The sequence below is a fragment of the Mesorhizobium onobrychidis genome (assembly GCF_024707545.1).
Classification (GTDB): domain Bacteria; phylum Pseudomonadota; class Alphaproteobacteria; order Rhizobiales; family Rhizobiaceae; genus Mesorhizobium; species Mesorhizobium onobrychidis.
On the sequence record NZ_CP062229.1, the window covers coordinates 3,226,396 to 3,248,041 of the forward strand.

Annotated in this window: 25 protein-coding genes and 2 pseudogenes; 17 read left to right on the top strand and 10 right to left on the bottom strand. The window is 60.9% G+C overall.

Annotation, left to right across the window (positions count from 1 at the left end; genetic code table 11):
• The first annotated feature begins 1 nt into the window (after position 1).
• The 6 genes and pseudogenes from IHQ72_RS16095 (at position 2) to IHQ72_RS16120 (ending at position 6,633) form a co-directional block, all read left to right on the top strand.
• Positions 2-487 (top strand): hypothetical protein, encoded by a 486-nt coding sequence (locus IHQ72_RS16095; protein ID WP_258123323.1) that lies wholly within the window; start codon positions 2-4, stop codon positions 485-487.
• Positions 487-1,368, top strand: coding sequence for a hypothetical protein (locus IHQ72_RS16100; RefSeq protein WP_258123324.1), 882 nt, complete (start codon positions 487-489; stop codon positions 1,366-1,368). Before IHQ72_RS16095 ends, IHQ72_RS16100 begins: the two co-directional genes overlap by 1 nt.
• 180 nt (positions 1,369-1,548) lie before the next feature.
• The gene (locus IHQ72_RS16105; protein WP_254027029.1) at positions 1,549-1,728 is read left to right on the top strand and encodes a hypothetical protein; all 180 of its coding nucleotides are present in this window, start codon (positions 1,549-1,551) and stop codon (positions 1,726-1,728) included.
• A gap of 187 nt (positions 1,729-1,915) precedes the next feature.
• Entirely contained in the window at positions 1,916-2,281 is a 366-nt protein-coding gene (locus tag IHQ72_RS16110) for a VanZ family protein (RefSeq protein WP_258123325.1), read from the top strand.
• A gap of 121 nt (positions 2,282-2,402) precedes the next feature.
• Positions 2,403-5,135, top strand: a complete 2,733-nt coding sequence (locus tag IHQ72_RS16115) for an SGNH/GDSL hydrolase family protein (protein ID WP_258123326.1) — start codon at positions 2,403-2,405, stop codon at positions 5,133-5,135.
• Positions 5,136-5,260: 125 nt separating this feature from the next.
• Positions 5,261-6,633: pseudogene (locus tag IHQ72_RS16120) on the top strand (transposase).
• A 192-nt stretch (positions 6,634-6,825) separates the two neighbouring features.
• Here IHQ72_RS16120 and IHQ72_RS16125 read toward each other — a convergent pair.
• The 9 genes from IHQ72_RS16125 to IHQ72_RS16165 all read right to left on the bottom strand — a co-directional run bounded on the left by IHQ72_RS16125 (position 6,826) and on the right by IHQ72_RS16165 (position 13,881).
• Positions 6,826-8,604, bottom strand: a complete 1,779-nt coding sequence (locus IHQ72_RS16125) for an adenylate/guanylate cyclase domain-containing protein (protein ID WP_258123327.1) — start codon at positions 8,602-8,604, stop codon at positions 6,826-6,828.
• A gap of 219 nt (positions 8,605-8,823) precedes the next feature.
• Entirely contained in the window at positions 8,824-9,492 is a 669-nt protein-coding gene (locus IHQ72_RS16130; protein ID WP_258123328.1) for an SGNH/GDSL hydrolase family protein, read from the bottom strand.
• 22 nt (positions 9,493-9,514) lie between these two features.
• The gene (locus IHQ72_RS16135; protein WP_258123329.1) at positions 9,515-10,240 is read right to left on the bottom strand and encodes a hypothetical protein; all 726 of its coding nucleotides are present in this window, start codon (positions 10,238-10,240) and stop codon (positions 9,515-9,517) included.
• A gap of 304 nt (positions 10,241-10,544) precedes the next feature.
• A complete protein-coding gene (locus IHQ72_RS16140) occupies positions 10,545-11,096 on the bottom strand; it encodes an acyltransferase (protein ID WP_258123855.1) in 552 nt (183 codons plus the stop codon).
• 100 nt (positions 11,097-11,196) lie between these two features.
• Positions 11,197-12,255, bottom strand: coding sequence for an acyltransferase family protein (locus tag IHQ72_RS16145; RefSeq protein ID WP_258123330.1), 1,059 nt, complete (start codon positions 12,253-12,255; stop codon positions 11,197-11,199).
• Positions 12,256-12,771: 516 nt separating this feature from the next.
• Positions 12,772-12,942 (bottom strand): hypothetical protein, encoded by a 171-nt coding sequence (locus IHQ72_RS16150; RefSeq protein WP_258123331.1) that lies wholly within the window; start codon positions 12,940-12,942, stop codon positions 12,772-12,774.
• A gap of 138 nt (positions 12,943-13,080) precedes the next feature.
• Positions 13,081-13,290 (bottom strand): hypothetical protein, encoded by a 210-nt coding sequence (locus IHQ72_RS16155; protein WP_258123332.1) that lies wholly within the window; start codon positions 13,288-13,290, stop codon positions 13,081-13,083.
• Between the two features lie 132 nt (positions 13,291-13,422).
• Positions 13,423-13,584, bottom strand: coding sequence for a hypothetical protein (locus IHQ72_RS16160; RefSeq protein ID WP_258123333.1), 162 nt, complete (start codon positions 13,582-13,584; stop codon positions 13,423-13,425).
• A 117-nt stretch (positions 13,585-13,701) separates the two neighbouring features.
• The gene (locus tag IHQ72_RS16165; protein WP_029351723.1) at positions 13,702-13,881 is read right to left on the bottom strand and encodes a hypothetical protein; all 180 of its coding nucleotides are present in this window, start codon (positions 13,879-13,881) and stop codon (positions 13,702-13,704) included.
• 85 nt (positions 13,882-13,966) lie between these two features.
• Between IHQ72_RS16165 and IHQ72_RS16170 the strand changes: the two genes are divergently transcribed.
• The 10 genes and pseudogenes from IHQ72_RS16170 to IHQ72_RS16215 all read left to right on the top strand — a co-directional run bounded on the left by IHQ72_RS16170 (position 13,967) and on the right by IHQ72_RS16215 (position 20,254).
• On the top strand, positions 13,967-14,782 hold the full coding sequence (locus IHQ72_RS16170) for an N-acetylmuramidase family protein (protein WP_258123334.1): 816 nt from the start codon (positions 13,967-13,969) through the stop codon (positions 14,780-14,782).
• Entirely contained in the window at positions 14,779-14,997 is a 219-nt protein-coding gene (locus IHQ72_RS16175) for a hypothetical protein (RefSeq protein WP_258123335.1), read from the top strand. Before IHQ72_RS16170 ends, IHQ72_RS16175 begins: the two co-directional genes overlap by 4 nt.
• Position 14,998: 1 nt before the next feature.
• On the top strand, positions 14,999-15,265 hold the full coding sequence (locus IHQ72_RS16180; protein WP_258123336.1) for a hypothetical protein: 267 nt from the start codon (positions 14,999-15,001) through the stop codon (positions 15,263-15,265).
• Positions 15,250-15,462 (top strand): hypothetical protein, encoded by a 213-nt coding sequence (locus IHQ72_RS16185; protein WP_258123337.1) that lies wholly within the window; start codon positions 15,250-15,252, stop codon positions 15,460-15,462. The genes IHQ72_RS16180 and IHQ72_RS16185 overlap by 16 nt, the downstream gene beginning before the upstream one ends.
• Positions 15,441-15,782 carry a hypothetical protein gene (locus tag IHQ72_RS16190; RefSeq protein ID WP_258123338.1) on the top strand — a complete coding sequence of 114 codons (342 nt, stop codon included), beginning with the start codon at positions 15,441-15,443 and terminating at the stop codon, positions 15,780-15,782. Before IHQ72_RS16185 ends, IHQ72_RS16190 begins: the two co-directional genes overlap by 22 nt.
• 218 nt (positions 15,783-16,000) lie before the next feature.
• The gene (locus IHQ72_RS16195; protein WP_258123339.1) at positions 16,001-16,291 is read left to right on the top strand and encodes a hypothetical protein; all 291 of its coding nucleotides are present in this window, start codon (positions 16,001-16,003) and stop codon (positions 16,289-16,291) included.
• A 416-nt stretch (positions 16,292-16,707) separates the two neighbouring features.
• Positions 16,708-18,039 carry an adenylate/guanylate cyclase domain-containing protein gene (locus tag IHQ72_RS16200; RefSeq protein WP_258123340.1) on the top strand — a complete coding sequence of 444 codons (1,332 nt, stop codon included), beginning with the start codon at positions 16,708-16,710 and terminating at the stop codon, positions 18,037-18,039.
• Positions 18,040-18,383: 344 nt separating this feature from the next.
• Entirely contained in the window at positions 18,384-18,677 is a 294-nt protein-coding gene (locus IHQ72_RS16205; RefSeq protein WP_258123341.1) for a hypothetical protein, read from the top strand.
• A gap of 229 nt (positions 18,678-18,906) precedes the next feature.
• Positions 18,907-19,195: pseudogene (locus tag IHQ72_RS16210) on the top strand (GIY-YIG nuclease family protein).
• Positions 19,196-19,645: 450 nt separating this feature from the next.
• Positions 19,646-20,254: an NADPH-dependent FMN reductase gene (locus tag IHQ72_RS16215; protein WP_258123342.1), complete on the top strand. Its 609-nt coding sequence runs from the start codon at positions 19,646-19,648 to the stop codon at positions 20,252-20,254.
• A 435-nt stretch (positions 20,255-20,689) separates the two neighbouring features.
• On the opposite strand, the gene IHQ72_RS16220 is transcribed toward IHQ72_RS16215, so the two are convergent.
• Positions 20,690-20,836, bottom strand: coding sequence for a hypothetical protein (locus IHQ72_RS16220; protein ID WP_258123343.1), 147 nt, complete (start codon positions 20,834-20,836; stop codon positions 20,690-20,692).
• A 231-nt stretch (positions 20,837-21,067) separates the two neighbouring features.
• Between IHQ72_RS16220 and IHQ72_RS16225 the strand changes: the two genes are divergently transcribed.
• Complete coding sequence (locus tag IHQ72_RS16225; RefSeq protein ID WP_258123344.1) at positions 21,068-21,400, top strand: hypothetical protein; 333 nt, start codon at positions 21,068-21,070, stop codon at positions 21,398-21,400.
• The last annotated feature ends 246 nt before the right edge of the window (positions 21,401-21,646 follow it).

Here is a 21,646-nt window from a genome sequence, read left to right on the forward strand (position 1 = left end):
CATGTGCACACTTGCCCTTATCGGCCTTTCGGTCGGCGGCGCGCTGGTCGAGGGCCAGCAGTCGAGGCAGATGGCCGACTATCAGGCCAAGGCCTATGAACAGCAGGCGCGGGCCGACGCGCAAGCCGCGGCCTTCGAACAGGGCCAGGAGCGCCACAAGCAGGATCTTCTGCAAGCGCAGGCGCGCGCCCAGGCCGGCGCCTCGGGCGTCGCCATCGCAGGCTCGCCGACCGAGGTGCTGGCGGCCAATGCCAGGCAGGGCCAGCTCGACATCAAGGCGATCCAGTACGGCTCGCAGCTGCGCCAGAACAATCTGACCACGCAGGCGGCGATCTCGCGTTTTTCCGGCAGGCAGGCGGCGGCGGCCTCGATCTTCAAGGCCGGCGGCAACCTCGTGTCCGGCCTTTCCGGCCTCTACGACCCGAGCAAGGCGGTGACATTCGGCAAGAGCGCCTTTCCGCCGGCGCCGGGCGGAGGGCTTTACTGATGGCTACCATCCCCCTCCAGCTTGCCCAGCGCCGGCTCGACACCGGCAATGTGGTTTCCTATCCCGGCGGCTCGCCGGTCGGCGCCGCCATGCAAGGCTTTGGCGCCGAGCTCTCGGCTGTCGCCGAGCGGTTCAGGCAGCAGAAGCAGCAGCAGGACGCCTTCGACGCCGAGGTCATCGGCCGCGAGTTGAGCGGGCAGATCGCCCAGGCCGAAAACGAGGCGATCCGGAATGCGCCGGCCGACGGTCGCGGCCTGCATGACAGCATGTACGGCCAGATCGATCCGCGCACCGACGGCGTCGTCAAGTCCGGCCTGTTCGACAAGATCTTCGACAGCACCGTGCCGAAAGTGCCGGAGAGCGAACGCGCCAACTTCATCAGGAAAAAAGAGGCTTTAAGGCTGGCCGGCTCGGCACGCATGGCCGCACAGCAATATGCGCGCCGCCAGGACTATGAGCAGACCGAATGGTCCAAGGCGCAGGACTCCTACACGAGCGCCATCGCGCAGAGCGATCCGGACGACACCGCAGCGTTCGAGGCGATCAGGCAGAGCGGGTTTGGCTTCATCGCCAAGATGGGCAACCCGGTCGCCAGGCAAGCGGCCGAAACTGCCTGGCGCAGCAACACGGCAAAAGCGCTCGCCCAGGCGATGATCGCCAAGGATCCGGGCCGCGCTGTTGAACTGCTTGCCGCCGAGCCTGCAGCGAAGGCCACCGAAGGCGCGATCAACGGTGAAACCACCGGCGCTGAAGGCGGCACCAATCTGTCGGCGAAAAACCCGAATTGGTCCGCTTCGGGCGATGACCGCCTTGCTGATCTCAGGCCCGACGATAGGGCTGCGCTCGCCTGGCTGGCCGGCGCCTCGGTGGCGCAAAACTGATGTCCGCAACCAGGCGGCCGGGCTGGATTTTCTCGTTACCTGTCCCTGTTGCATTGGCCGCAGGCTTTTTCACGGGAAAACCCAAAGTTCCTGAAATCGCCGCTGGCAATGCGCGCAGGGATGTGGTCGTTTCCAGGGCGATAAGAGACCGTTTGGAAACTCTACTATGGCGGCCATCTGATGGCGTTTTCTGCGCTTCCGGTGCTCACGGACCAGCGCATGACCCCGGAAACCGATTTCGGTTTCCCGGAAAGGATCATGCGCAAATGCAAAGTGTTAGAGCGTCCTTTGCGCGTCCAATTGGACGCGCAGCGCTCTAATGTCCGCTGCGCGCCGGTTCTCGAAACCACCACCATATGACTCGCCAGAGCGAATTTCGAAACAGTCTCTAAGAGCGACGGCGGCCTTTCTTACGACACAGGCTTGTGGTTCTGGATTTGAAATTCCCAAGCGCTGATGCGATCATTGGAACGGAAATCCACCTGGCCCATCCAGGCTTTTCAGATGAAGGACTGAACCTACCTTGTTGCGCTTAGAGTCTTATCCGATGCTGGCAAGGATCGTTTTTCCGGTCACGTTGGCCGGCGTTCTCCTGCTCACTCTTCTGCCGGCGCGGTTCTTGCCGGATTTCGGCACGGCCGTCTCGCTTTACGATGACAAGTTGCATCACGCCATCGCCTTCGCGGTGCTGGCGGCGTTGGGAAGCCTCGGCTGGCCGGAACACAAGGCAAAGCTGGTTGTTGTCCTCGCCTTCACCGGCGCGGCGATCGAGGTTCTTCAGGGCTCGCAACTGATAGGGCGCGATCTGGATGGGTTCGACTGGGTTGCCGACTGCGCCGGCATGGCGTGCGGGCTGACAATCGCCGGCTGGACAAAGAGGCGCGTTGGGAGGCGCGTTGGCGGATTGCCATAGGCCGCAACGGGTTTTTTCTCTCGAGACAACACCGCCGGCCTGATCCGCGCCCGGGGCCGGCCTGAAATCATAGAGCACTTTCAAGCCTCGCTTTCGCGGGGCTTTTTCATGGAGAAGCCTGATGGCTCGACCTGCAACTGCCGCCGTTCGACTTCTGACCGGCGAACGCGAACCCGTGCGCCTGGCGACCACGGCCAATATCCTCCTTCGTGGCCTGCAGGCCATCGACGGCGTGCCGTGCGAGGTTGGCGACCGCGTGCTGGTCAAGGACCAGGCCGACCAAAGGCAGAACGGCATCTACACGGTGAGCGAGGGCGAATGGTTTCGCGCCGCCGACGCCCGCACCGCCCGCACCTTGCAGAAGGGAACGACGGTTCACACCCAGGTCGGGTCGGTCAATGCCGGTCGGGTGTTTGAATTCAGCGCTGACGAGCCGGTGGTGGGCAGCGATGCCATCGCCATTGCCCCGTTCGTGCCGCCCGACATTGCGGAGGTGGTCGAGGATGTCGAATCGCTGCGCGACGCAACGCAGGTGCTGAAGGAAGCCACTGAGGCCAGTGCCGGCCAGGCAGCCGCCAGCGCTGCCAGCTCTGTCGCCAATGCTGGACAAACCGCCGCCGATGTCGTCACCACCGCGGCCAACCTGGCCAACGCGCAGGCGGCACGCGACGCGTCGCTGTATGGCAAGGGCATTTTCCCGACGACGGCGGCGGCGATCGGCTTTGGTGTCGTTGGTAGCGGTGCGATCACGGCGGGGGCCGGTGGCGCCAACGGCACGTTCGATTTGGCGTTTACCGGCGGCGCCGGTTCGGGCGCGGCCGGTCGCTTCGTTGTCGCGGGCGGCGCGCTGACGCAGATCCTGATCACGGCGCCCGGCTCCTACACGGCGGCGCCGACATTCAGCTTTGCGGCGTCTGCTGGGCTTGCCGGGGCCAGCGCTTCGGCGGTTTTGGGCCGGAATGTCGATGTCGGCCAATATTTCTGGACCGAAGTTTCGACCGGAGTGCTTGGACTGTACAATGTGACGGCCGGGCCGGTTGCGACCGATACCGGCATCAGGGCGGCAACGTCCGCGCTGCTTTCGAGCATCGATACTATAGCGATGCTCGAAGGGCTGAGTGTGCCCACCGCCAAGCTCACGGAGGCGGCTGGGTCTGTCAGTCCATCCGTCTATCGGTCCTACTCTTTTGTGGCCGGCGACACGATTGAACATGTCGTCGTTGCGAGGGCGGCGGAACGCGGTTCCCTTCAGCTTATCCATGCCGCTGCTGGTGCGGCTTACACGGCCAACTTCGATCTCGAACAAGGGGTCGTCGCAAGCAGCTCCGGCGCGAACATCGTGAGCGCCTCCATCACGGACCTAGGCTCCGGATGGTATGAGTGCAAGGCCGTCGTTCTGGTCGCGGCGAACGTTACGAACAACGTGCAAGCCCGCATGTCGGCCTCTGGTGCCCTGCCATACGCAGCCGATGGCGTGAGCGGAATGTATATCCGCAGCATCGTGCTGCGCAAACAGGGCCTGACTGCTAACCTGTTCCCGAGCAGCCACCCGGCCAATGCTGCCTTCACCAAACAGAGCGTCACGGTCACCAGCACGACCAGCCCGAACGAGCCGGGCCTGGTCTCTCTCCCTCCGATTGTCGATGACCTCGACGTGCTCGTCAGAGGCCGGATGACGGCATCGAAGGTCGTTGAGCCGGCTGTTTCGGGAAGTCCCTCTATCTATCAGGCGAAATCTGTCGTCCTCGGCGATCTCATTGTCTGGGAGGTGATCGCCAAGAGGGCCGAACGAAAGCGGCTAAACCTTTTCTCCAACTCCGGGGCGAGCATCGACTGTACTTTCGACCTGGAATTAGGAACGGTTGCGCAAGGAGGCGCGGCGGTCACCGCCTCGAGCTGTTTGGCTCTCGGTAATGGCTGGTACAAGTGCCGGGTCGAGGCGACCGCTTCGGCCTCGGCGTCCTCGAATTGGCAACACCGCATTTTCAAAGATACGGGGGCGCATCCCTACGTCGGCGACGGCGTATCCGGTCTCTATATCCAGCGATCATCTTTCAGCCTCAACGGAGGGGCGAACATTTTCGGGTCGGCCGAGAACCTTTCCTCTGCCGGGTGGACTAAGAGCGCTGGTCTGACGGTCGTTGCCGACGCCGCCCTTTATCTCGGCTTGCTGGCCGACCCAACCGCCATTGGCGGCGATTCATACGACGACGGCTCGGCGGCGCTTGTCGGGAAAAAGTGGGCGGCGCTCGGCTCTAGCATCACAATCGGTGCCTACTATGCGCCTCTGCTCGCCGGCCAGACGGGCATGGTCCTGACTAATCTTGGCGTCAGCGGCTCGGCGCTGGGGCTTAGCACTACCGCATACCCGAGCTACGGAATGTCCAATAGGATCATCGACATTCCGGTCGACACGGAGCTAGTCACCCTAGAGCCCGGTCCGAACGCCTTTGGTGCGCAGGAGGCGCCTCTCGGTGCCTTTGGCGATACGACCTATGCCACCCACTATGGATCGCTTTGGGCGGCCTGCATCGCCATTCGGGCGCAGGCACCTAATGCCAAGATCGTCATGATCGGAACGTATAGCGGCGGTCCCGGCCATGCGACCCATCGAATTGGTCGCGTCAACGGCCAGGGCAACACGATGGACCAATTTTTCGAGGCCGAGCGCTATGTGGCACATGCGCTCGGCATTCCGTTCATCGACATTTCCCAGAGCGGCATGGGCTACCTTACGTCGACACTGTACATGTCGGACGAGCTACACCCGAATGCTGCCGGCAGTCTGCGCCATGCCACATACGACGCCGAATGCCTGCGTGAGATGGCGCGGAGGGGCCTGTTCGGTGCCTAGTGGTGAAAGCCTGACGCTTGGCACCCCTCGGAACGGCAAGGTTGGGTGGATTGTGTTGATAAAGTCCGGGTTGCAGCAGTCCTGAAGCACTGATTCAATCTTCGTCGTAAGAGGAGATTGAGTCGATGATGGGCGAGCAAAGTGTGATGCAGGAGGAGCTGTTTTACGGCTTCAGCCTGGAGCGGCATGTGCCGGCGGATCACCTGCTCAGAGCGATCGACCGCTTCGTCGACCTTCCGCCATCCGCCAACATCTGGCGCCCTTCTACAGCCCGATCGGCCGTCCCTCGATCGACCCTGAGCTGCTGATCCGCATGCTGATCGTCGGCTATTGCTTCGGCATCCGCTCGGAGCGCCGGCTGTGCGAGGAGGTACATCTGAACCTGGCCTATCGGTGGTTCTGCCGGCTTGGCCTCGAGGGTGATGTGCCTGACCACTCAACCTTCTCCAAGACCCGCCACGGCCGCTTCCGCGATGCCGACCTGCTGCGCCAACTGTTCGAGACCGTCGTCCGGCGCTGCATAGCTGAAGGGCTCGTCGGCGGCGAAGGCTTTGCGGTCGATGCCAGCATGATCGTCGCCGACGCCCATCGTCAGCGCGGGATCGAAACGGCTGAGGAGCTTAAGCCTGAGGCCAAGCGGGCCGTGGCCGAATATCTCGCCACACTGGATGATGCCGCCTTCGGGGCCGCCACGCCGGTGGAGCCCAAGTTCATCTCTCCTGTCGATCCCGCCGCACGCTGGACTGCCTCCTGGGGCGGCCCGGCCGTCTACGCCTATTGCACCAACTATCTGATCGACGTGGAGCACGCCATCATCGTCGATGTGGAGCCCTCGACCGCCGTACGCCAGGCCGAGGTGACGGCCGCCAAGACCATGATCGAGCGCACCCACGACGATCTCGGCCTCTGGCCAGGGCGGCTGATTGCGGACACCGGCTACGGCTCGGCCGAGATGCTCAACTGGCTGGTGCATGAGCGCGGGATCGAGCCGCACATCCCGGTGTTCGACCACTCCAAGCGCAAGGACGGCACCTTCTCGCGTGAGGATTTCGCCTACGACCATGCAAGCGATACCTACCGCTGCCCGGGCGGAAAGACGCTCAGGCAACGCCAGAAGACCTATCGGGTGCCACACCCTCTCGTCGACGAGAACGGCATGATGCGCTATCGCTCCAGCAAGCTGGATTGCGACGCCTGTGCCCTGAAGCCCCGCTGTTGCCCGAAGGAGCCGGCGCGCAAAGTGCTGCGCTCGATCTATGAGGGCGCGCGCGACATGGCCCGCGACATCGCCAAGACCGACGCCTACCAAACCTCACGCTATCAACGGAAGAAGGTGGAGATGCTGTTCGCGCACCTCAAGCGCATCCTGAAGCTCGACAGACTGCGATTGCGCGGCCCCTGTGGTGCCCGCGATGAGTTTCACCTCGCAGCCATCGCCCAGAACCTCAGGAAATTGGCCAAGATCTGCACTACCCGGACACCAATCCCAGCCACTTAGGGCAAGGAGGCCGCCTCGACCCAATCGCAACTCGTCGCGGCGAAGGAACGCCCGGCTTAATCACCGACTTCTTCAACACAATCGGTGGAAAGTTCACGTTGCTGCCCTTGATCTGAACGCGCAGGAAGCGCCATCAGCGGAAGTCCAGGTGACCCGTGGCACTTCGCCGCTAGGTATCGAGATCTTGAGCCGTCATGGCAAGCCTGCCTTGCGCAGTCCATCGAGGACATGGGCGATGTCTTCGGGCCGCTTCCAAGGGCAATTGTATTTGAATTCCCACCTCAGGTAATCGGACACGTCGGCGGCTGGGTCGCCGACCCAGCTTCCCCGTAACTCCTCGACATATTGCATAGCGTGTCGGCGCGCTTGTTCGATTCGGCCGGCATGCGCGTACGCAGCGGAAACAATCTCGCGATTCTCGGGGACCTCAGGCAACTGGTCGAATAGTGCGATTGCCTCATCATTGTGATGCGCGAAGAAATGGGCCACCGCCAAATCGAACAGATCGGCGTCGGAATGGCCTGGATTGTGGTGGATCACGGCCTCGGCCAGCTCAATGGCCCGCTCCGCCTGACCGAAAATGGACAGAGCCGTCACGTAACTCATCGCGATGTCGACGTTGTGAGGATTGAGGGCGTAGGCACGCTCGATGAGGTGTTCGCCTTCTACAAAGCTGCCGCTGTCCAACAGAACATAGCCGAGGGCAAGGAGCGAATCCGCGTCCGAACCATCGAGTGACACTCCCTTTTGGGCATACCTTTGCGCGGATGCCATCGCCCTTGCTCGAGCGTCGAAATCTCCTCGGGTGTTGACGGCTAAGAGGGTATAACTAGCGCCTAACTTGCCATAGGCGCGCGCATACTGCGGATCCGTTTCTATCGCTTTTTGGAAAAATTCAATGGCGCGTTTCACATTTTCGCGCATTCGAGGCAGTCCGTAGCATTCCATCCCCATCAAGAAGCAGTCATACGCCTGCCAGCTTGAGGGCGGCTTCCTTTTGGCGCGCATCGTAGTGGCATTTATGATGTGTCCTGACAAAGTCGCCACGATCATTCCGATTATCTCGTCCTGGACGTCGAAGATGCCCTGAATGTCGCGGTCGTAGCGTTCTGCCCAGACGTGGGTGCCGGTTGCAGTATCGATGAGCTGAGCGGTAATGCGGACGCGGCTCCCCAGCTTGCGCACGCTACCTTCAAGCAGGTATTGCACCCCCAACTCGCGACCGATCTGCTGCAGGTTCACTGCCTTGTCGCGATAGACAAATGAGGAGTTCCGCCCAGTGACCGATAGTTCGCGGAATCGGGAGAGTTCAATGATGATGTCATCAGTGATTCCATCGGCGAAGTACGCTTGCTCGGGGTCACCGCTCATGTTGACGAGCGGCAGCACGGCGATAGAAGGTTTGTCCGTTACTGCTCTGGGCGTGGTAACAGACACGCGTCCCGTGCCAGTGACCCGGTAGACGCGCACCGGCTCGGCAATATTCTTCAATGTTTGAGTCCCCAGGTCCTCAAAGCCTGCCTTGACCTTGTTCCTGACGTAGTCGAAGACAGTCCCAGAGACTAGGACGCTCCCCGGTTCGGCGACCCCCTCGAGACGCGCCGCGATGTTAATGCCGTCACCGTAGAGGTCGCTGCCCTCGACTATGATGTCACCCAGGTTGACCCCTATGCGTAACGCGATGCGCCGAGCCTCCGGCAGATCGCTGTTCGCGCTGGCCATGTCATGCTGAAGATCGACCGCGCATTGCACGGCATTGACCGCGCTGCCGAATTCGACAAGGACACCGTCGCCGGTGACCTTGAAGATGCGGCCATGGTACCGGGCAACGAGGGGCTCCAGCACCTCCCTCCGCCGTGCCTTTAGCGTTGCGAGCGTGCCGGACTCGTCCTGCCCCATGAGCAGGCTGTACCCGACCACATCGGCAGCCAGGATGGCAGCGAGGCGGCGTTGGGGGCGTTCGTCGGCCATACCGCGCCTTCATTGAATGCGCTGCACGAAATTGTATTGATGCCCCATTCAAGAGTCTATCCGGAATGTGCCTTGGGGAACGGGTCAATCGCGTCGTTGCGTGCTCCACCCCCGAACGACCGGAACGGGGTCAAGTTTTGCCGTAGGCTGAGCTCGATGGAAGGGCAGAGAAGGGTCGATTCTTGCTGTCCACCGGTACCAAGTGTCAGACTTTCACCACTAGCGAGGCTGCGCCACCATCGCGATTGCCTCCTCCACCAGCGGATTCCAATAAAGGTAGCCGGCAGGCGAGAGGTGGACGCCGTCCCGGAACCCATCATCATAGGGAACGCCAGCCTGCGACATCGCTGTCTCAAATTGCGAGGCAATGTCGAGGATTTGCGCGTTTTTGACGCTTCGTATTTCCTTGTTTTGCAGCGCGATTAGGTCTCGATTGAAGCGAGGCACTAACGTTCCGGCCGATGCTATTTCGGTGATCGTCAGCAGCACCAGCGGCCTATCCCCTACGGAGTGGGCCAAGGCGTCCAATGCCGATCGGAAGTAACGCTGGCGCGAGCCGAGGTCGTCGCCTTCGCTTGCCTGAGCGTCGTTGACACCGATGCTGACGACCGCACCCGCGACTTTGTTCCACAAGAAAGCGCCCTTGATCCGACTTATAGCAGCCAAAACGTCAGCAATTCGTGAGCCGCCATAAGCGCCTCTTGCGACACTTGGATTCCCGATACCGGCCTGCGACGCCTCGATCAGGCTGTCGCCCAGAAGCAAAAGTTTTTGCGAACTAGCTCTTTTCAGGGCATCAAGAAGCTCGGCCTCGCGGTCCGCCCTGGATGTTCCCAGAATTTTGCGCAATGTCAGTTTGGATTTTGAGACAACTTTCCCGAATGTCATGCACGCGCTCCCCAAACGGCTGCTAGACCTGGACGAATGGCATATGCTTGACAGCGTCCCACTGCTGTTCCGGTGTGGTATCTGACCACTTTCCCCTCAGCACGGACGGCTTCCATGCTGCCTTCGGATCAAGTGACCCGGTTTTGGTGAAAAACGCATTGATCCCACCATCAGAAACTGCCGCTAGGCCGTAGCCATGCGCACCGCAGAGCTTTGCCAGTGCCGCCAGCGAAGCGCCATGATACCATCCACTCGCATGCTTCTTTGTACGATCAAACGCAGGGTCATATACGGTAGAAATCGATCGGTCCAAAAAGCTCGGATTGTATTCGATCGAGATAACGGACGGTTCGATGTCTAGAAGCTTCTCAAGAAACCAGTAGTCGTTGCCGTCAATGTCTATCGATAGCACCCCCAGCTTTGGGAAAGCTGTTCGAATGAAGTCCAGATTATTCAAATCGAGGAAACGTTCCTCGATACGAATACTCGCCGGAAGCACCGCTCGCGCGTCTGCTATCTGGCGGCTGTTCCCGTCGATCAGCAATCCCTGAAACGAGCCTATCAACGCCGCGCAGTTAAATTGGATCGGGTGGAAGCCGAACTCAATGAATGTCTTCGGCGCCCCTGTCTCCTTGGCGAGCCTCATCAGAATTTGGCCTTCGTCAGACTGGCCGCCTATACCCTTCGCAATCATTGACCGATAATAAGCGCGCCTTAGAGGCGTGATCTTCTTTATAATCTTGAGCATCAATAATATCCCATTTAGTCGTGGGCCCAGGCTTGCGGCGTCTCTTTGCGGCAACCAGTTGAGCTTTGCAAGTTCACGCCGACGAATTCCCTCGTTAGGTTCAAGGTGTCGACTGGGTGCTGTCTGGCTTCTGCTTTGTTGACCACCAGATGAAGTACAGCGAGCCCACTTTTATGACCGGCACGCGCCGATCGCGCTCGCGGGTTCTCAATTCATCGAACACATTGTGGAGAGGGGATAGCCCGATGCCGTTCCCAAATCAGCGCAACGGTAAAGCGATGACTACGCCCGAAGAGGACCGGGCTCAAGCCGCTGATCGAGTGGATGCATTGCCGATAGGCCGTGCAGGATTACCGCCGACCATGGTGAAGGGCGCCACATCTTTCGTCACGACAGATCCTGCGCCGACGACTGCGCCCTTGCCGATCGTCACGCCCTTGAGGATGATGACATTGAAGCCAATAAAGACGTTGTTTTCAATTCTCACTGGCGCGATGGTGATATTCGACCAGTCCTTCTTTCCCCGATGCCAGTCGGCGACATCGGCCTTCCGATTCTGCCATCCGGTAGCGTGCGAGTTGTGATCAACGACTGTGGTGCCCCAGCTTATGATCACGTCATCGCCGATTTCGATCCTCTCGGCCGCGACGAGGTGGCTGTTGCCGATATAGCAGCGCCGGCCGATTGTGATCTGCGCTTCGGGCCGGTCGAACGAGAAATAGCAGTTGATAATCCCATCTTCGCCGATCGCGTGGCGACCGCGACGGGCCGTTCGGACGCTCTGGGTGTTCATCTTTGTGCCGGCGCCGGCACTGACGCCTGCCAAGCGCAGCAGGAAGGGTGGCACAAATGGCATAGTCAGTGTCTTTCGTAACGCGTCTGGTGCTGCCTCTCGGCGATTTTCGATCGGTCGCAAAGGCTGTGGCTAAATTTTGCGCTGGCCTTGCCAAGGCACGCTACAGAGCCGGATTGGGCTGTAGCTTCGGTTTCGTTTTGCCCGACTCAAAGTACCGCTGAATTCGCTTCTCGATGAGAATGTGCGCCAGGTAACCAACTGCGATCCCGACCAGAGAACTGATTATTGCGGCTACACTGGTGGGCAGCCACGGCATTGCTTTGGCAAGAACCAAAAGGGTGGCAGGCATGCATGGTTGATGGAAGAGAAAGATCGAATACGATGCGTCGCCGAGCGCGAGACCAAGTCGACTCTCGCGCGTGGTCTTAGTGCCAACAGCAACTAGCATAGCAACAAGTAGCAATGGTGCTATCGAAAGCACCATTGTCAGTGTCCTGATCTCCAGGCCAAAATACACAACAAACGCCCGTATACCCAAAGATAAAAGGATCAGGCTGAATATCTGACCCGAGAATGAGTAGGTCGGCTTCCATTTGCGCATTGATAGTGCGAGCAGGACGCCAATTCCAAACTCGATATTGAACGGGCTAAAAATGAACGAAGCCAAGCTATCGGTCTCTTCCGATGCACCTGTAAGTAGATATCGCGCTAACGGCAAAGCCGTCCAAAGCAAAATAAACCGCCAGAACTTCGGGCGAAGGAGAAAGCAGAGCGCGAAAATAGCGTAGAAAACGACTTCGTACCGGATTGTCCAAGCAACTGAGGGTACTACCTCCCCCACAGGCCATATCGTGAGGGCGCGAAGCGATCCCCAAAAATCAGGCTGGGCGCCGGACATTATGAGCGCGACATTATAAAACGCCACGGCAAGATAGAGCATTGGCAGCAGGCGGACCGCTCGCCTGAACAGAAATTCCAGCGGTGTATACCTCGGGGCGCCAGTCGCGGAATTTGTGGCCGTCACCACCATAATGAAGCCGCTCATCATGAAGAAGAAATCGACTTCTCCGCCGCCGCTCGTGAAAAACGTTGTGAGCATTCCTGGGCCGAAATACTTGTCCAGAGAAGCGGCGCTTACGTTGTGAGTGACAACGACCAGCACAGTGGCTATCGCCCGAAGATAGTGCAATCCAGAGATTGTCGGGACTTTTTTGATCATAAAAAAAACCTAAGCCGCTCGAATGGCGTCGACGAGCACGAGGGTCGCGCCCCGGGCCAAGTGTATCCTTAACAAGCCCCATTTGCCCCCAAACCCACCCGTTCTCTAGCCGATGTCGGTGATCGCCGCTAGATGTGGATTACCTCATGAACTACTATTTGGTTTCGCGTCAGAGGGCACCCGCCACATGCTGCCGATCTTTCCTCTGCGCATCCGAAAGACTGGCGGAACCACCGTCAGATGGCGCTTCACCATTCGCTCGGAACTTGCATGCCGACCGTGTCGATCGGTCGAGACGCCCTTCAAAATCGCCAAGAGATTTCGCTCGTTTCGGAGAAGGGCTCTCCCGGTGGATGCTGTCCGCGCCAACAGTCTCAGGCGCAAAAATCCAACGGAACGTTCTGGAAAGAATGTCGCGGGTGATGCCGGATCGGCCAGGCAATATCGGATGAGTGGTCCAGTAAATTTTCAACGGGGCCGAGGCCGTAGCCGGCGCCAGAGGCGAAATGGCTGTGGCTAACGACGGCTATCTTGCGGCTTGTCGTGAGGCTGGCTGTTCGACCACCAGATAAAATACAGCGAACCAATCTTCATGACCGGCACGCGACGCTCGCGTTCGCGCACCCGCAATTCGCGATAGACTTTCATCTTCAGGGTGCCGCCCGGCAATTTGATACGCAGTGCCATCGGTTCAACTCCCGCCGGCAAGGCAATGATGATGTGCAATGCAGCAATTAGAGAACTTCCCCCGGGGAAGAGTCAACAGCCGATGGGTTTTTTTGACTCTTCCCGGGAAGGGGTTCGAGCGCAGGCGCCCGATGAGATTCAGGGCGTCAGACGCGTCGCCCGGGGTTGGTCCGGATCGTCCGGTGCACCCGGCTGGCCGATTAAAGGACGCGGCCGGTTCGACCACCAGGTGAAATAGACCGAACCGATCTTGACGACAGGAATGCGGCGGCTGCGTTCGCGCCCGCGCAATTCCCGATACACCTTCATCTTCAAGGTGCCGCCCGGCAACTTGATCCGAACCGCCATCAGCCCAACCCCCATTGTGCAGCGCAGCAACTAGAGAGCTTCCGTGGCGTAAAAGTCAACAAACCGGTCATTGACTATTTCTGGACTATTTCTGGGACTGTTTCCAGAAGGGCCCCGGGCGCAGGCTCGGAATCATCGTTTTGGCGGGCGCCCGGACATGCTGCTCGGCCACCAGACGATGAAGTAGTCTCCGACCCGCCAGACCGGGACTTGGCGCTTCTGCTCGCGGCGGCGCAGCTCGTCCTTTTTCTTGATCTTCAGTGTCCCGCCCGGAAGCCTGATCCTTATTGTCACGTGCCCTCCCGGTGTCCCCCGGGGTATGAACGGTTCCTGGGGGCAGTTTCATCCCGGCCAAGCGATTTCGGTTCAGGCGGCAGGACGGATCGAGCTGTTCTCAAGTGGTCAACACCGTCACTTGAAGAAGTCCGCCATGCCCTGGATGGCCAGGAACGCATAGAGGATCGGCCCGGCGACCAGCCCGCAATAGAGGCACAGGATCGCTGCCAGCGCCACAAGCAGCGGCTTGTCGCGGCCGACCGCGCACAGTTCGGCCTTCACCGTCCAGCGCGCCGTTCCTTCATCTTGCGACATGGGCCGCTGTCCTCCCCTTTGGGGTTCATTTCACACAATCGCTTGCAAACATCAACCGGCCCGCGAGGGCGGAAAGGACACGACCATGGACATGACGTTCAAGGGCGCCGCCAGGCGCCTGGACGACCTCGATCTGCCAAAACTTGGCGCCAGGATCGGCGTCGGCGAGGACGAGATCCACGCCTTTCTCGATGTCGAAACCAGCGGGCATGGCTTCGACGCCGATGGCCGGCCGATCATCCTGTTCGAGCCGCATGTCTTTTTCCGCAACCTGGCGGGGGCGAAGCGGGCGCAAGCCGTCGCGGCCGGACTTGCCTATGCCAGGTGGGGCGAAAAGCCTTATCCCCGGGACAGCTATCCGCGCCTGAAAGCCGCCTGCGCGATCGACGAGACGGCGGCGTTCAGATCGGCGTCATGGGGCCTCGGCCAGGTGCTCGGCGAGAATTTCAAGGCGGCCGGCTTCCTCACCGTGCAGGCCATGGTCGAAGCCATGATGGAGGACGAGGCGCTGCAACTGGCGGCGGCGGTCAATTTCATCGCCGCCAACCGGCTCGACGGCAAATTGCGCAATCATGACTGGGCCGGCTTTGCCAAGGGTTACAACGGCGCATCCTACAGGAAGAACGCCTATGATATCAGGCTTGCCGAGGCGTTCCGCAAATGGTCCGGGATCAAGGACACGCCGTGGCCGCCCGCCGCCCCAGCGCGGCCGCCAGCGCCTGTTCCGATCCCGCAGGCTCCGCAACCGGACATTCTTGCGCCTTCAGGGCCAAAGCACGAGCCGGGCGAGGCTGGCGTCCGGCCCGGACCGTTGCCCGGACCGCTGTCCGGATTCTGGGCCGCAGTCCTAGCCTCCTTGGTCGCCGCAATCCTCTCTTTGTTTCGAAAGGTAAAGCCATGACGTGGTTCAATACCAATGCCGCGCACAATCTGATCAATGTGCTGATCCTGCTGCTCACCGGCCTGGTCGGCTTCGACTGGACGCTGTTCGGCATCGACGCGGCCCTGGCGCTCAAGATCACCGGGGTGCTGACCCTGCTCAAGATCGTGATGAATGTGGTCCGCGACGGCGTTGCCGGCCTCGTCAGGAGACAGCCTGCCGTGGAGGGCAATTGAGATGTGGGCGCTTTCCATGCTGAGCGCGCTCGCCGGCAATACGACGATCATGGCGATCCTTGCCGCGCTGGCCGGCGGCATCGGCCTGTTTGTTGCCGGCGGCATCAGCCGGGCCAACAAGGATACGGCCAGGCGAGCGGCGGAAAAACTCGCCGCCGCGCAGGATCGCCTCGAAATGGACCGCGAGGCGACCGATGCCGAACGCGCGGCGCGCGACCTGCCGGACGAAGCCGCACGGCGGGAGGCGATGCGATGGGCAAGGCACTGATGATCGGTCTGCTGCTCGAGGGCCTGTTGCTCGCCGGATGCACAACGCCGGTTTCGCCGGCGCGTCAGGTCTGGTGCGACCAGAACCAGGCGCGCCGTCCCTCCGCCGTCGTCGTCGCCGCCATGACGCGGCCCGAGCTCGACGAGGTGAACGCCTACAACGCGAAGGGCGCCAGATGGTGCGGGTGGAAGCCATGATACAGGAGTTTCTCGATGCTCTCGGCATCAAGGCGCCGGTGGTGGTCGCCGGCCTTTCCGGCGGCATTCTGCGCGCCTTGTCGCGCCACCGCTACAAGGTCCGCGAGATGGTGGCGTCGCCGATCTGCGGCGCGCTGGCGGCGGCCTACCTGACATTGCCGGTGGTGCATTATATCCGCGCGGGCCTGCCTTTGCCGTCGCCCGACGACGACACCACGACGCTGGCCGCGGCATTCCTCATCGGCGTCTCGGCGATGTGGATCTCGGACATCGTCTTCGAGGTGGTGGTGAGGCGGTTCAAGCCGGAGACGAAGGAGTGAGATCGCGCCTGTCTTAAAGCGCGTAGCGTTTGACCGGCCTCATGCGACGCGCTTTAGGTTGTTGTTTTATGCATGTCGTTATCGCAAAACCGCTGCACACTTTTGCGCGACATGCATTATTGCGCCGCAGCGACAGCCTCTTGCGGGAGACCCGGGTGAAGGTTGCGGAACCACGGGCGGAGATGCGCGTTGGGGCACGACCCTTGAAAGGATCTATCATGCCAGCCCGCCCAATCGTCTTGACAGCCGCGGCGATCCTGCTCGCCGTCACAAGCATGGCTTACGGCCGGCCGGATGCGCGCACCATGACATGCGACGAGACGCGGCAGCTGATCCACAGCCGGCGCGCGATCGTCCTGACCACCGGCCGCAACACCTATGATCGATATGTCCGCCAATACGGCAATGAGTGCGACTGGCCCGAAGCGCCCGTCACCTCCTACATCAGGACGCTTGACCGTCAATGTCGGGTCCATCGATGCGAGGAACCGGTTCTCGGATTGCGATGATGCGCCATTAAAGTCCGGGATCAAACACCTAGGGTCTGCGCCGCGTCGCTTCGCTCCTTGCTTCGCCCTAGGATGACGAAGGTGTAGTAGCGTATGGCTAATCGCCAGCGTTGGAGATTGGTGCTAGTGGTGAAAGTCTGACGCTTGGTACCCGGCGACAACTGCCGCAATGGGTGGAAACGTCACGTTACTGCCGTTGATCTGAACCGGAGGAAGCGCCACGAGGTACCGTTTGGCCGATGCTCTACGAACGGCTCCTTCCCGAGCGTTTCTCTGCCCTTCCTTCGCAGGGATTCTCGGACGACCTGAGGACGCTATTCCATTTGCCGTGTCGGCTCGGTACCTTTGCCCTCGGCATCCCTGCTCAGATATTCGGGCGACCCTTGTAGCCATGCCCGTCGATTGGTCAGTCGGCCATGCAGAGACCTGAAACGCGTTATGCCCGAAGCGGCGATATAGCGATCGCCTACCAGGTGGTCGGCGATGGGCCGATTGATCTGCTGTATGCTCCGGGCTGGCTCACCAATGTCGAATACACTTGGGAAAGCCCCGAATACACGCGCTTCTTGAAAAAGCTCGCTCGATTTTCCCGACTGATCCTGTTCGACAAGCGCGGTATGGGCATGTCCGACCGCGATGTCGGCTTTCCGACGCTTGATCAAAGGACCGAGGACATCAAGGCCGTTCTCGATGCGGTCGGTTCTTCGGGGGCAGCGCTCTTCGGAGTCTCCGAAGGTGGCAACATGGCCTCGCTTTTTGCCGCCACTCATCCCGAATGGGTAAGCGCGCTGATACTGTATGGCTCCCACGCGCGCAGCAAGTGGGCCGAAGACTACCCCTTAGGTCGGTGGACCGAGGACGACATCGAGCGCTATGTGGGGTCGCTCCTCGAGAATTGGGGCCGTCCTTTCGATCTGGACGCCGGCGCACCGAGCGTGGCGGGTGACCCTGTCGTACAGAACTGGTTTGCTGCCTACCTTCGATTTTCGGCTAGCCCTCGGGCCGCTGAACTGATTACCCGGCTCGGCTTCGAGATCGACATTCGCGCGATCCTCCCCGCCATTAAGGTGCCGACGCTCGTCCTCCATCGCGCGGGCGACCGCTGGCACGCGCCGGAGGAGGCACGTTATCTCGCCGAGCGCATTCCCGACGCCAAGCTGCGCATTTTGCCGGGCGAGGATCATCTGCCCTGGTATGGCGATCTGGACCGGCTGGTCGGCGAGATCGAAGAATTCCTCACCGGTACGAGAACTAGCGCAAACTACGACAGGGCGCTGATAACCGTGCTCATGACGGACATCGTCGACTCGACCGTGACTCTGAGCGCCATGGGCGACGAGCGCTGGCACGCGATCCTCGAGCAACTCGACATCAACGTGAGCCGCCATGTTGCGGCCTTTCGCGGCCGAAAGGTCAAGCACACCGGCGACGGCTACATGCTCGCGTTTTCCGGGCCAACCGCAGCCATCGAATGCGCCCAGAGGCTGGCGCGCGATGCGGACGCTCTCGGGCTGAAATTGCGGACCGGCATCCACACTGGCGAGTGCGAGCGCCGCGGCGACGACCTGAGCGGGCTCGCGGTGCATTTGGCAGCGAGGATCATGGCCGAATCAGCGCCAGGCGCGATCTCTACCTCGAGAACCGTGAAGGACCTGGCTGTCGGCTCCGGCGTGAGTTTCACATTTGCCGGACACCGGAAGATGAAAGGCATTCCCGAGAGCTGGGAGGTCTACACATTGTCGGGCTGAACCGCGCCTTTCGCTGCCTCCCACAACGGCTGGCTCTCGGGCCGCGAAGGACTAGGAACCCACCCAATCGTAACTTTGTCGTCAGGCCTGGAAATGTCTCAATCGGCCATTGCTTCTAGTAGAACTTTCTCAAACCAAGGGTCCCAAAGGGGTCGTCTCCCGCAACACCGGTCGGTACCAAGTGTTAGATTCTCACCACTAGAAGCAGCCGACGCCTGATCCAAGGTCTCTTTGCGCGACGTCTCTTCGCGCGACCACCAAGGTGGGCCGATGCGCTAAAAGCCGAAGGTTGCGGAACCACGGGCGAAGGTGCGCGTTGGGCACGACCCTTGAGAGGATCTATCATGCCAGCTCGCCCAATCGTCTCGACAGCCGCAGCGATCCTGCTCGCCGCCACAAGCATGGCTTACGGCCGGCCGGATGCGCGCACCATGACATGCGACGAGGCGCAGCAGCTGATCCAGAGCCGGCGCGCGATCGTCCTGACCACCGGCCGCAACACCTATGATCGATATGTCCGCCAATACGGCAATGAGTGCGACTGGCCCGAAGTGCCCGTCACCTCCTACATCAGGACGCTTGACGGTCAATGTCGGGTCCATCGATGCGAGGAACCGGTTTTCGATTTCCCGGACTAGTTCCTCTGTGCAGAGAAAGGGAATGCTATGGTCGCTGCCCGACCAGACCGCAGCCGCCAAACAAACGCTGGCGATTTGCCGCAGGCCACCACACCTTCGTCATCCTAGGGCGGAGCAGGAGCGAAGCGACGTCGCGCAGACCCTGGGATCCATTCCGTGACATCAGCCGAAGAATGCAGCGGCCAAGAACGGCGCTTGCATCCGCGACGGCGCCAGCTACCCTTCCACCATGACCGGCTATTCCTATATGACCGCGAGCCGGAAGCGCGGCACGATCTACATCGGCGTCACCAACGATCTCGGCCGCCGCCTACCGGAGCACAAATCCGGCCAGGGCTCGCGCTTCACCAGCCGCTACGGCGTGCAGCGTCTGGTCTGGTACGCGGAACATTTCGACATTTCGCGACGCCATCCAGCGCGAGACGTCGCTGAAGCGTTGGCCGCGCCAATGGAGGATCGACCTGATCGAGAAGACCAATCCAGAATGGTTTGAGCTTTTTCGCGGAACCGGGTGGTAGCGTTCGGTTCTGGTCCGCTGGAGCACTGCCGCGAGGTAACGGAATGGATCCCAGGGTCTGCGCCGCGTCGCTTCGCTCCTTGCTCCGCCCTAGGATGACGAAGGCGCAGGGGGCTTACGGCTAATCGCAAAAGTTGGAGATTGGTGCTAGTGGTCAAAATCTGACGCTTGGTACCCGAAACGGAATACCGCTGCCGACCCGTTGCAGACTTTCCCGATCTGTAATCGCTTGTGCAAATTTTGAGCCTTTGTGGACGTCCGTGTCCAAGGGCCGGTCGGCAGAAATGAGCGGGAAGCGGACGTCGCCATATTTTGTTCAGAGGTCTGGATTTGCGCTATCTGCAGCCGGCCGGACGGCCCGCAGAGACACGTGCACTAATCTGCCTATGGGTGTACCCTTCGCGACGGCGCCGCCAGCCGCACACTGGCATTCTCCCGAGGAGGTATTCCCATGACCGCGTACAAAGTCGGTTATCTCATTGGCAGCCTCGCCAAGGGCTCACTCAACCGGAAGCTGGCCAAGGCGCTCGTGAACCTAGCGCCAGCCGAGCTCTCGATGGCCGAAATCCCGTTCAAGGACCTGCCGCTCTACAGCTACGACTACGACGCGGATTTCCCTCCGCCGGCAAGGGCCCTCAAGGATGCGCTCGCCGCAGTCGAAGCCGTGTTGTTCGTCACGCCGGAGTACAACCGCTCGATCCCAGGTGGGCTCAAAAACGCGATCGACTGGGCGAGCCGACCCTACGGCCAGAATTCGTTCACCCGAAAACCGTCGGCGATCATCGGCACCTCGCCGGGTATGCTCGGGACTGCGCTGGCGCAGCAAAGCCTTCGCGGCGTTCTTGCCTTCTGCAACTCCCCGCTGATGAACGCGATCGAGGCCTACATCCAGTTCAAACCCGGCCTGATCACCGACGACGGCGAGGTCACCGACCCCTCGACTGAGGAGTTCCTGCGCGACTACATGATGCAATTCCACCGCTTCATTACTCTGGTCTATACCGCCCTTCCCAGACCGGAGCCAATTCCTGCTAAAGAAGGCCAAGAAGGACCGCGATAAGCGACAATAACCGCTCGGGCTTACCGATTTGTTTCATGAGCCGGGTTTGTCAAATATATAATCGCCCGACAATCATCGCCGCCGTCGAACGAGGGCACCAAGTGTTAGCCAGTCCCGGGTTTTGTTCGATGCGGAAGAAGGCGGGTGCTAACCGTCCTGCGGTCAGTTGAACTTCAGTAGTCCGAGGCATTCATTGTCTACGGTTTGGGCGTCGGTACCAAATAACCGCAATGGGAGTGAAACGGACCGTAAAGCACTGCCCCTCGAAGTTCTCCACGTGGCGCATAGGCGCAGTGTCAGGCTGGTCAGGCGGACGACCGCTTCCCACCCTGAGCGGGCTTACGGCCCCGGAACCAAGCGTCAGATTTTGACCACTAGAAGCAGCCGGCGCCTGATCCAGGTCTCGTCGCGCGACCACCAAGGTGGGCCGATGCTCTAGAAGCCGAAGAATTGCCAGCCGACCAGATAGCCAAGCGCGACGACCACCAGGGGAAACAGGGCCGGCGCCAGCTGGCTGAAGACGGAACGCCTTGCCGGCTCCTTGCGGGCATTCCTGACGGCGTTTCCGAGATTTTTGGTCATGGTCCAATATAGTAGCAATCGCTGATTAACGATTCCCCAACATGCTGCGCCCGCCCCGGAAACGGGGCGGTTTTTTCGCGTCTTCCACGGAACTCGTCGCCATTGCCGCTCAAAACTGTCGTGCCGGTCGATTAACCCGGCATGGAGCCGGGCGCGTTGCCGCATGCGGGAACCAATCGCCGCCCACCTGCTTTGGCAAGGAGGTGATCCTTCGCGGGAGAGGAGTTCGACATGAAACCTTTCGCATTGTTGCCGAACGCGTTGATCATGGGCGTGCTAGGCGCACTGGCGTTGGCGGCGCCGGCTGCCGCCCAGGCGGATAGCCAGACACAAGACCAGCCGCCTGCCGGCCACTGCCAGGCCCAGCCGCAGAACGGCCAGCAGCAGGAGCCGCCCGCCAACAACGGTGCCGGCAACAGTCTGACCGACACGCTTGATCCCTGCAACGGCGTGCTGCAGCCGCCGCCGACCGGCGATCAGGGCATGGCCGCGCCGCCGCCGGACCAAGGCAGGACACCGGTGCTCAAGCCCGGCGAGGTGCCGCCGCAGCCGCCGAAACAATAGGTTGGAGCATTTGCCGTCCAGGCACCTGAGCGTGCCCCGACGCCGGCAGGCTTTTTTGCCGCTGGGCGGAACGTTAGCTCTCACTAAATGTTCATCCCGAAGCAGTCGATATCACCCCCCTCCGGTATCGCTGCTGATCGGGCAAACCGATCGGCCCGCGTGCCTGCAACAGGAACGCGGGCCACTGCGGTCGGTCGCAGCAACGCATCCGGCGGCGCCACTGCGGCGCCGATTAGCCGCCGCTCA

Excerpts from the sequence above, each read along its gene's own strand:
- IHQ72_RS16095 (WP_258123323.1), top strand. The coding sequence starts at position 2 with ATGTGCACACTTGCCCTTATCGGCCTTTCGGTCGGCGGCGCGCTGGTC.
- IHQ72_RS16100 (WP_258123324.1), top strand. The coding sequence starts at position 487 with ATGGCTACCATCCCCCTCCAGCTTGCCCAGCGCCGGCTCGACACCGGC.
- IHQ72_RS16105 (WP_254027029.1), top strand. The coding sequence starts at position 1,549 with ATGGCGTTTTCTGCGCTTCCGGTGCTCACGGACCAGCGCATGACCCCG.
- IHQ72_RS16110 (WP_258123325.1), top strand. The coding sequence starts at position 1,916 with ATGCTGGCAAGGATCGTTTTTCCGGTCACGTTGGCCGGCGTTCTCCTG.
- IHQ72_RS16115 (WP_258123326.1), top strand. The coding sequence starts at position 2,403 with ATGGCTCGACCTGCAACTGCCGCCGTTCGACTTCTGACCGGCGAACGC.
- IHQ72_RS16125 (WP_258123327.1), bottom strand. The coding sequence starts at position 8,604 with ATGGCCGACGAACGCCCCCAACGCCGCCTCGCTGCCATCCTGGCTGCC.
- IHQ72_RS16130 (WP_258123328.1), bottom strand. The coding sequence starts at position 9,492 with ATGACATTCGGGAAAGTTGTCTCAAAATCCAAACTGACATTGCGCAAA.
- IHQ72_RS16135 (WP_258123329.1), bottom strand. The coding sequence starts at position 10,240 with ATGCTCAAGATTATAAAGAAGATCACGCCTCTAAGGCGCGCTTATTAT.
- IHQ72_RS16140 (WP_258123855.1), bottom strand. The coding sequence starts at position 11,096 with ATGCCATTTGTGCCACCCTTCCTGCTGCGCTTGGCAGGCGTCAGTGCC.
- IHQ72_RS16145 (WP_258123330.1), bottom strand. The coding sequence starts at position 12,255 with ATGATCAAAAAAGTCCCGACAATCTCTGGATTGCACTATCTTCGGGCG.
- IHQ72_RS16150 (WP_258123331.1), bottom strand. The coding sequence starts at position 12,942 with ATGGCACTGCGTATCAAATTGCCGGGCGGCACCCTGAAGATGAAAGTC.
- IHQ72_RS16155 (WP_258123332.1), bottom strand. The coding sequence starts at position 13,290 with ATGGCGGTTCGGATCAAGTTGCCGGGCGGCACCTTGAAGATGAAGGTG.
- IHQ72_RS16165 (WP_029351723.1), bottom strand. The coding sequence starts at position 13,881 with ATGTCGCAAGATGAAGGAACGGCGCGCTGGACGGTGAAGGCCGAACTG.
- IHQ72_RS16170 (WP_258123334.1), top strand. The coding sequence starts at position 13,967 with ATGGACATGACGTTCAAGGGCGCCGCCAGGCGCCTGGACGACCTCGAT.
- IHQ72_RS16175 (WP_258123335.1), top strand. The coding sequence starts at position 14,779 with ATGACGTGGTTCAATACCAATGCCGCGCACAATCTGATCAATGTGCTG.
- IHQ72_RS16180 (WP_258123336.1), top strand. The coding sequence starts at position 14,999 with ATGTGGGCGCTTTCCATGCTGAGCGCGCTCGCCGGCAATACGACGATC.
- IHQ72_RS16185 (WP_258123337.1), top strand. The coding sequence starts at position 15,250 with ATGGGCAAGGCACTGATGATCGGTCTGCTGCTCGAGGGCCTGTTGCTC.
- IHQ72_RS16190 (WP_258123338.1), top strand. The coding sequence starts at position 15,441 with ATGGTGCGGGTGGAAGCCATGATACAGGAGTTTCTCGATGCTCTCGGC.
- IHQ72_RS16195 (WP_258123339.1), top strand. The coding sequence starts at position 16,001 with ATGCCAGCCCGCCCAATCGTCTTGACAGCCGCGGCGATCCTGCTCGCC.
- IHQ72_RS16200 (WP_258123340.1), top strand. The coding sequence starts at position 16,708 with ATGCAGAGACCTGAAACGCGTTATGCCCGAAGCGGCGATATAGCGATC.
- IHQ72_RS16205 (WP_258123341.1), top strand. The coding sequence starts at position 18,384 with ATGCCAGCTCGCCCAATCGTCTCGACAGCCGCAGCGATCCTGCTCGCC.
- IHQ72_RS16215 (WP_258123342.1), top strand. The coding sequence starts at position 19,646 with ATGACCGCGTACAAAGTCGGTTATCTCATTGGCAGCCTCGCCAAGGGC.
- IHQ72_RS16220 (WP_258123343.1), bottom strand. The coding sequence starts at position 20,836 with ATGACCAAAAATCTCGGAAACGCCGTCAGGAATGCCCGCAAGGAGCCG.
- IHQ72_RS16225 (WP_258123344.1), top strand. The coding sequence starts at position 21,068 with ATGAAACCTTTCGCATTGTTGCCGAACGCGTTGATCATGGGCGTGCTA.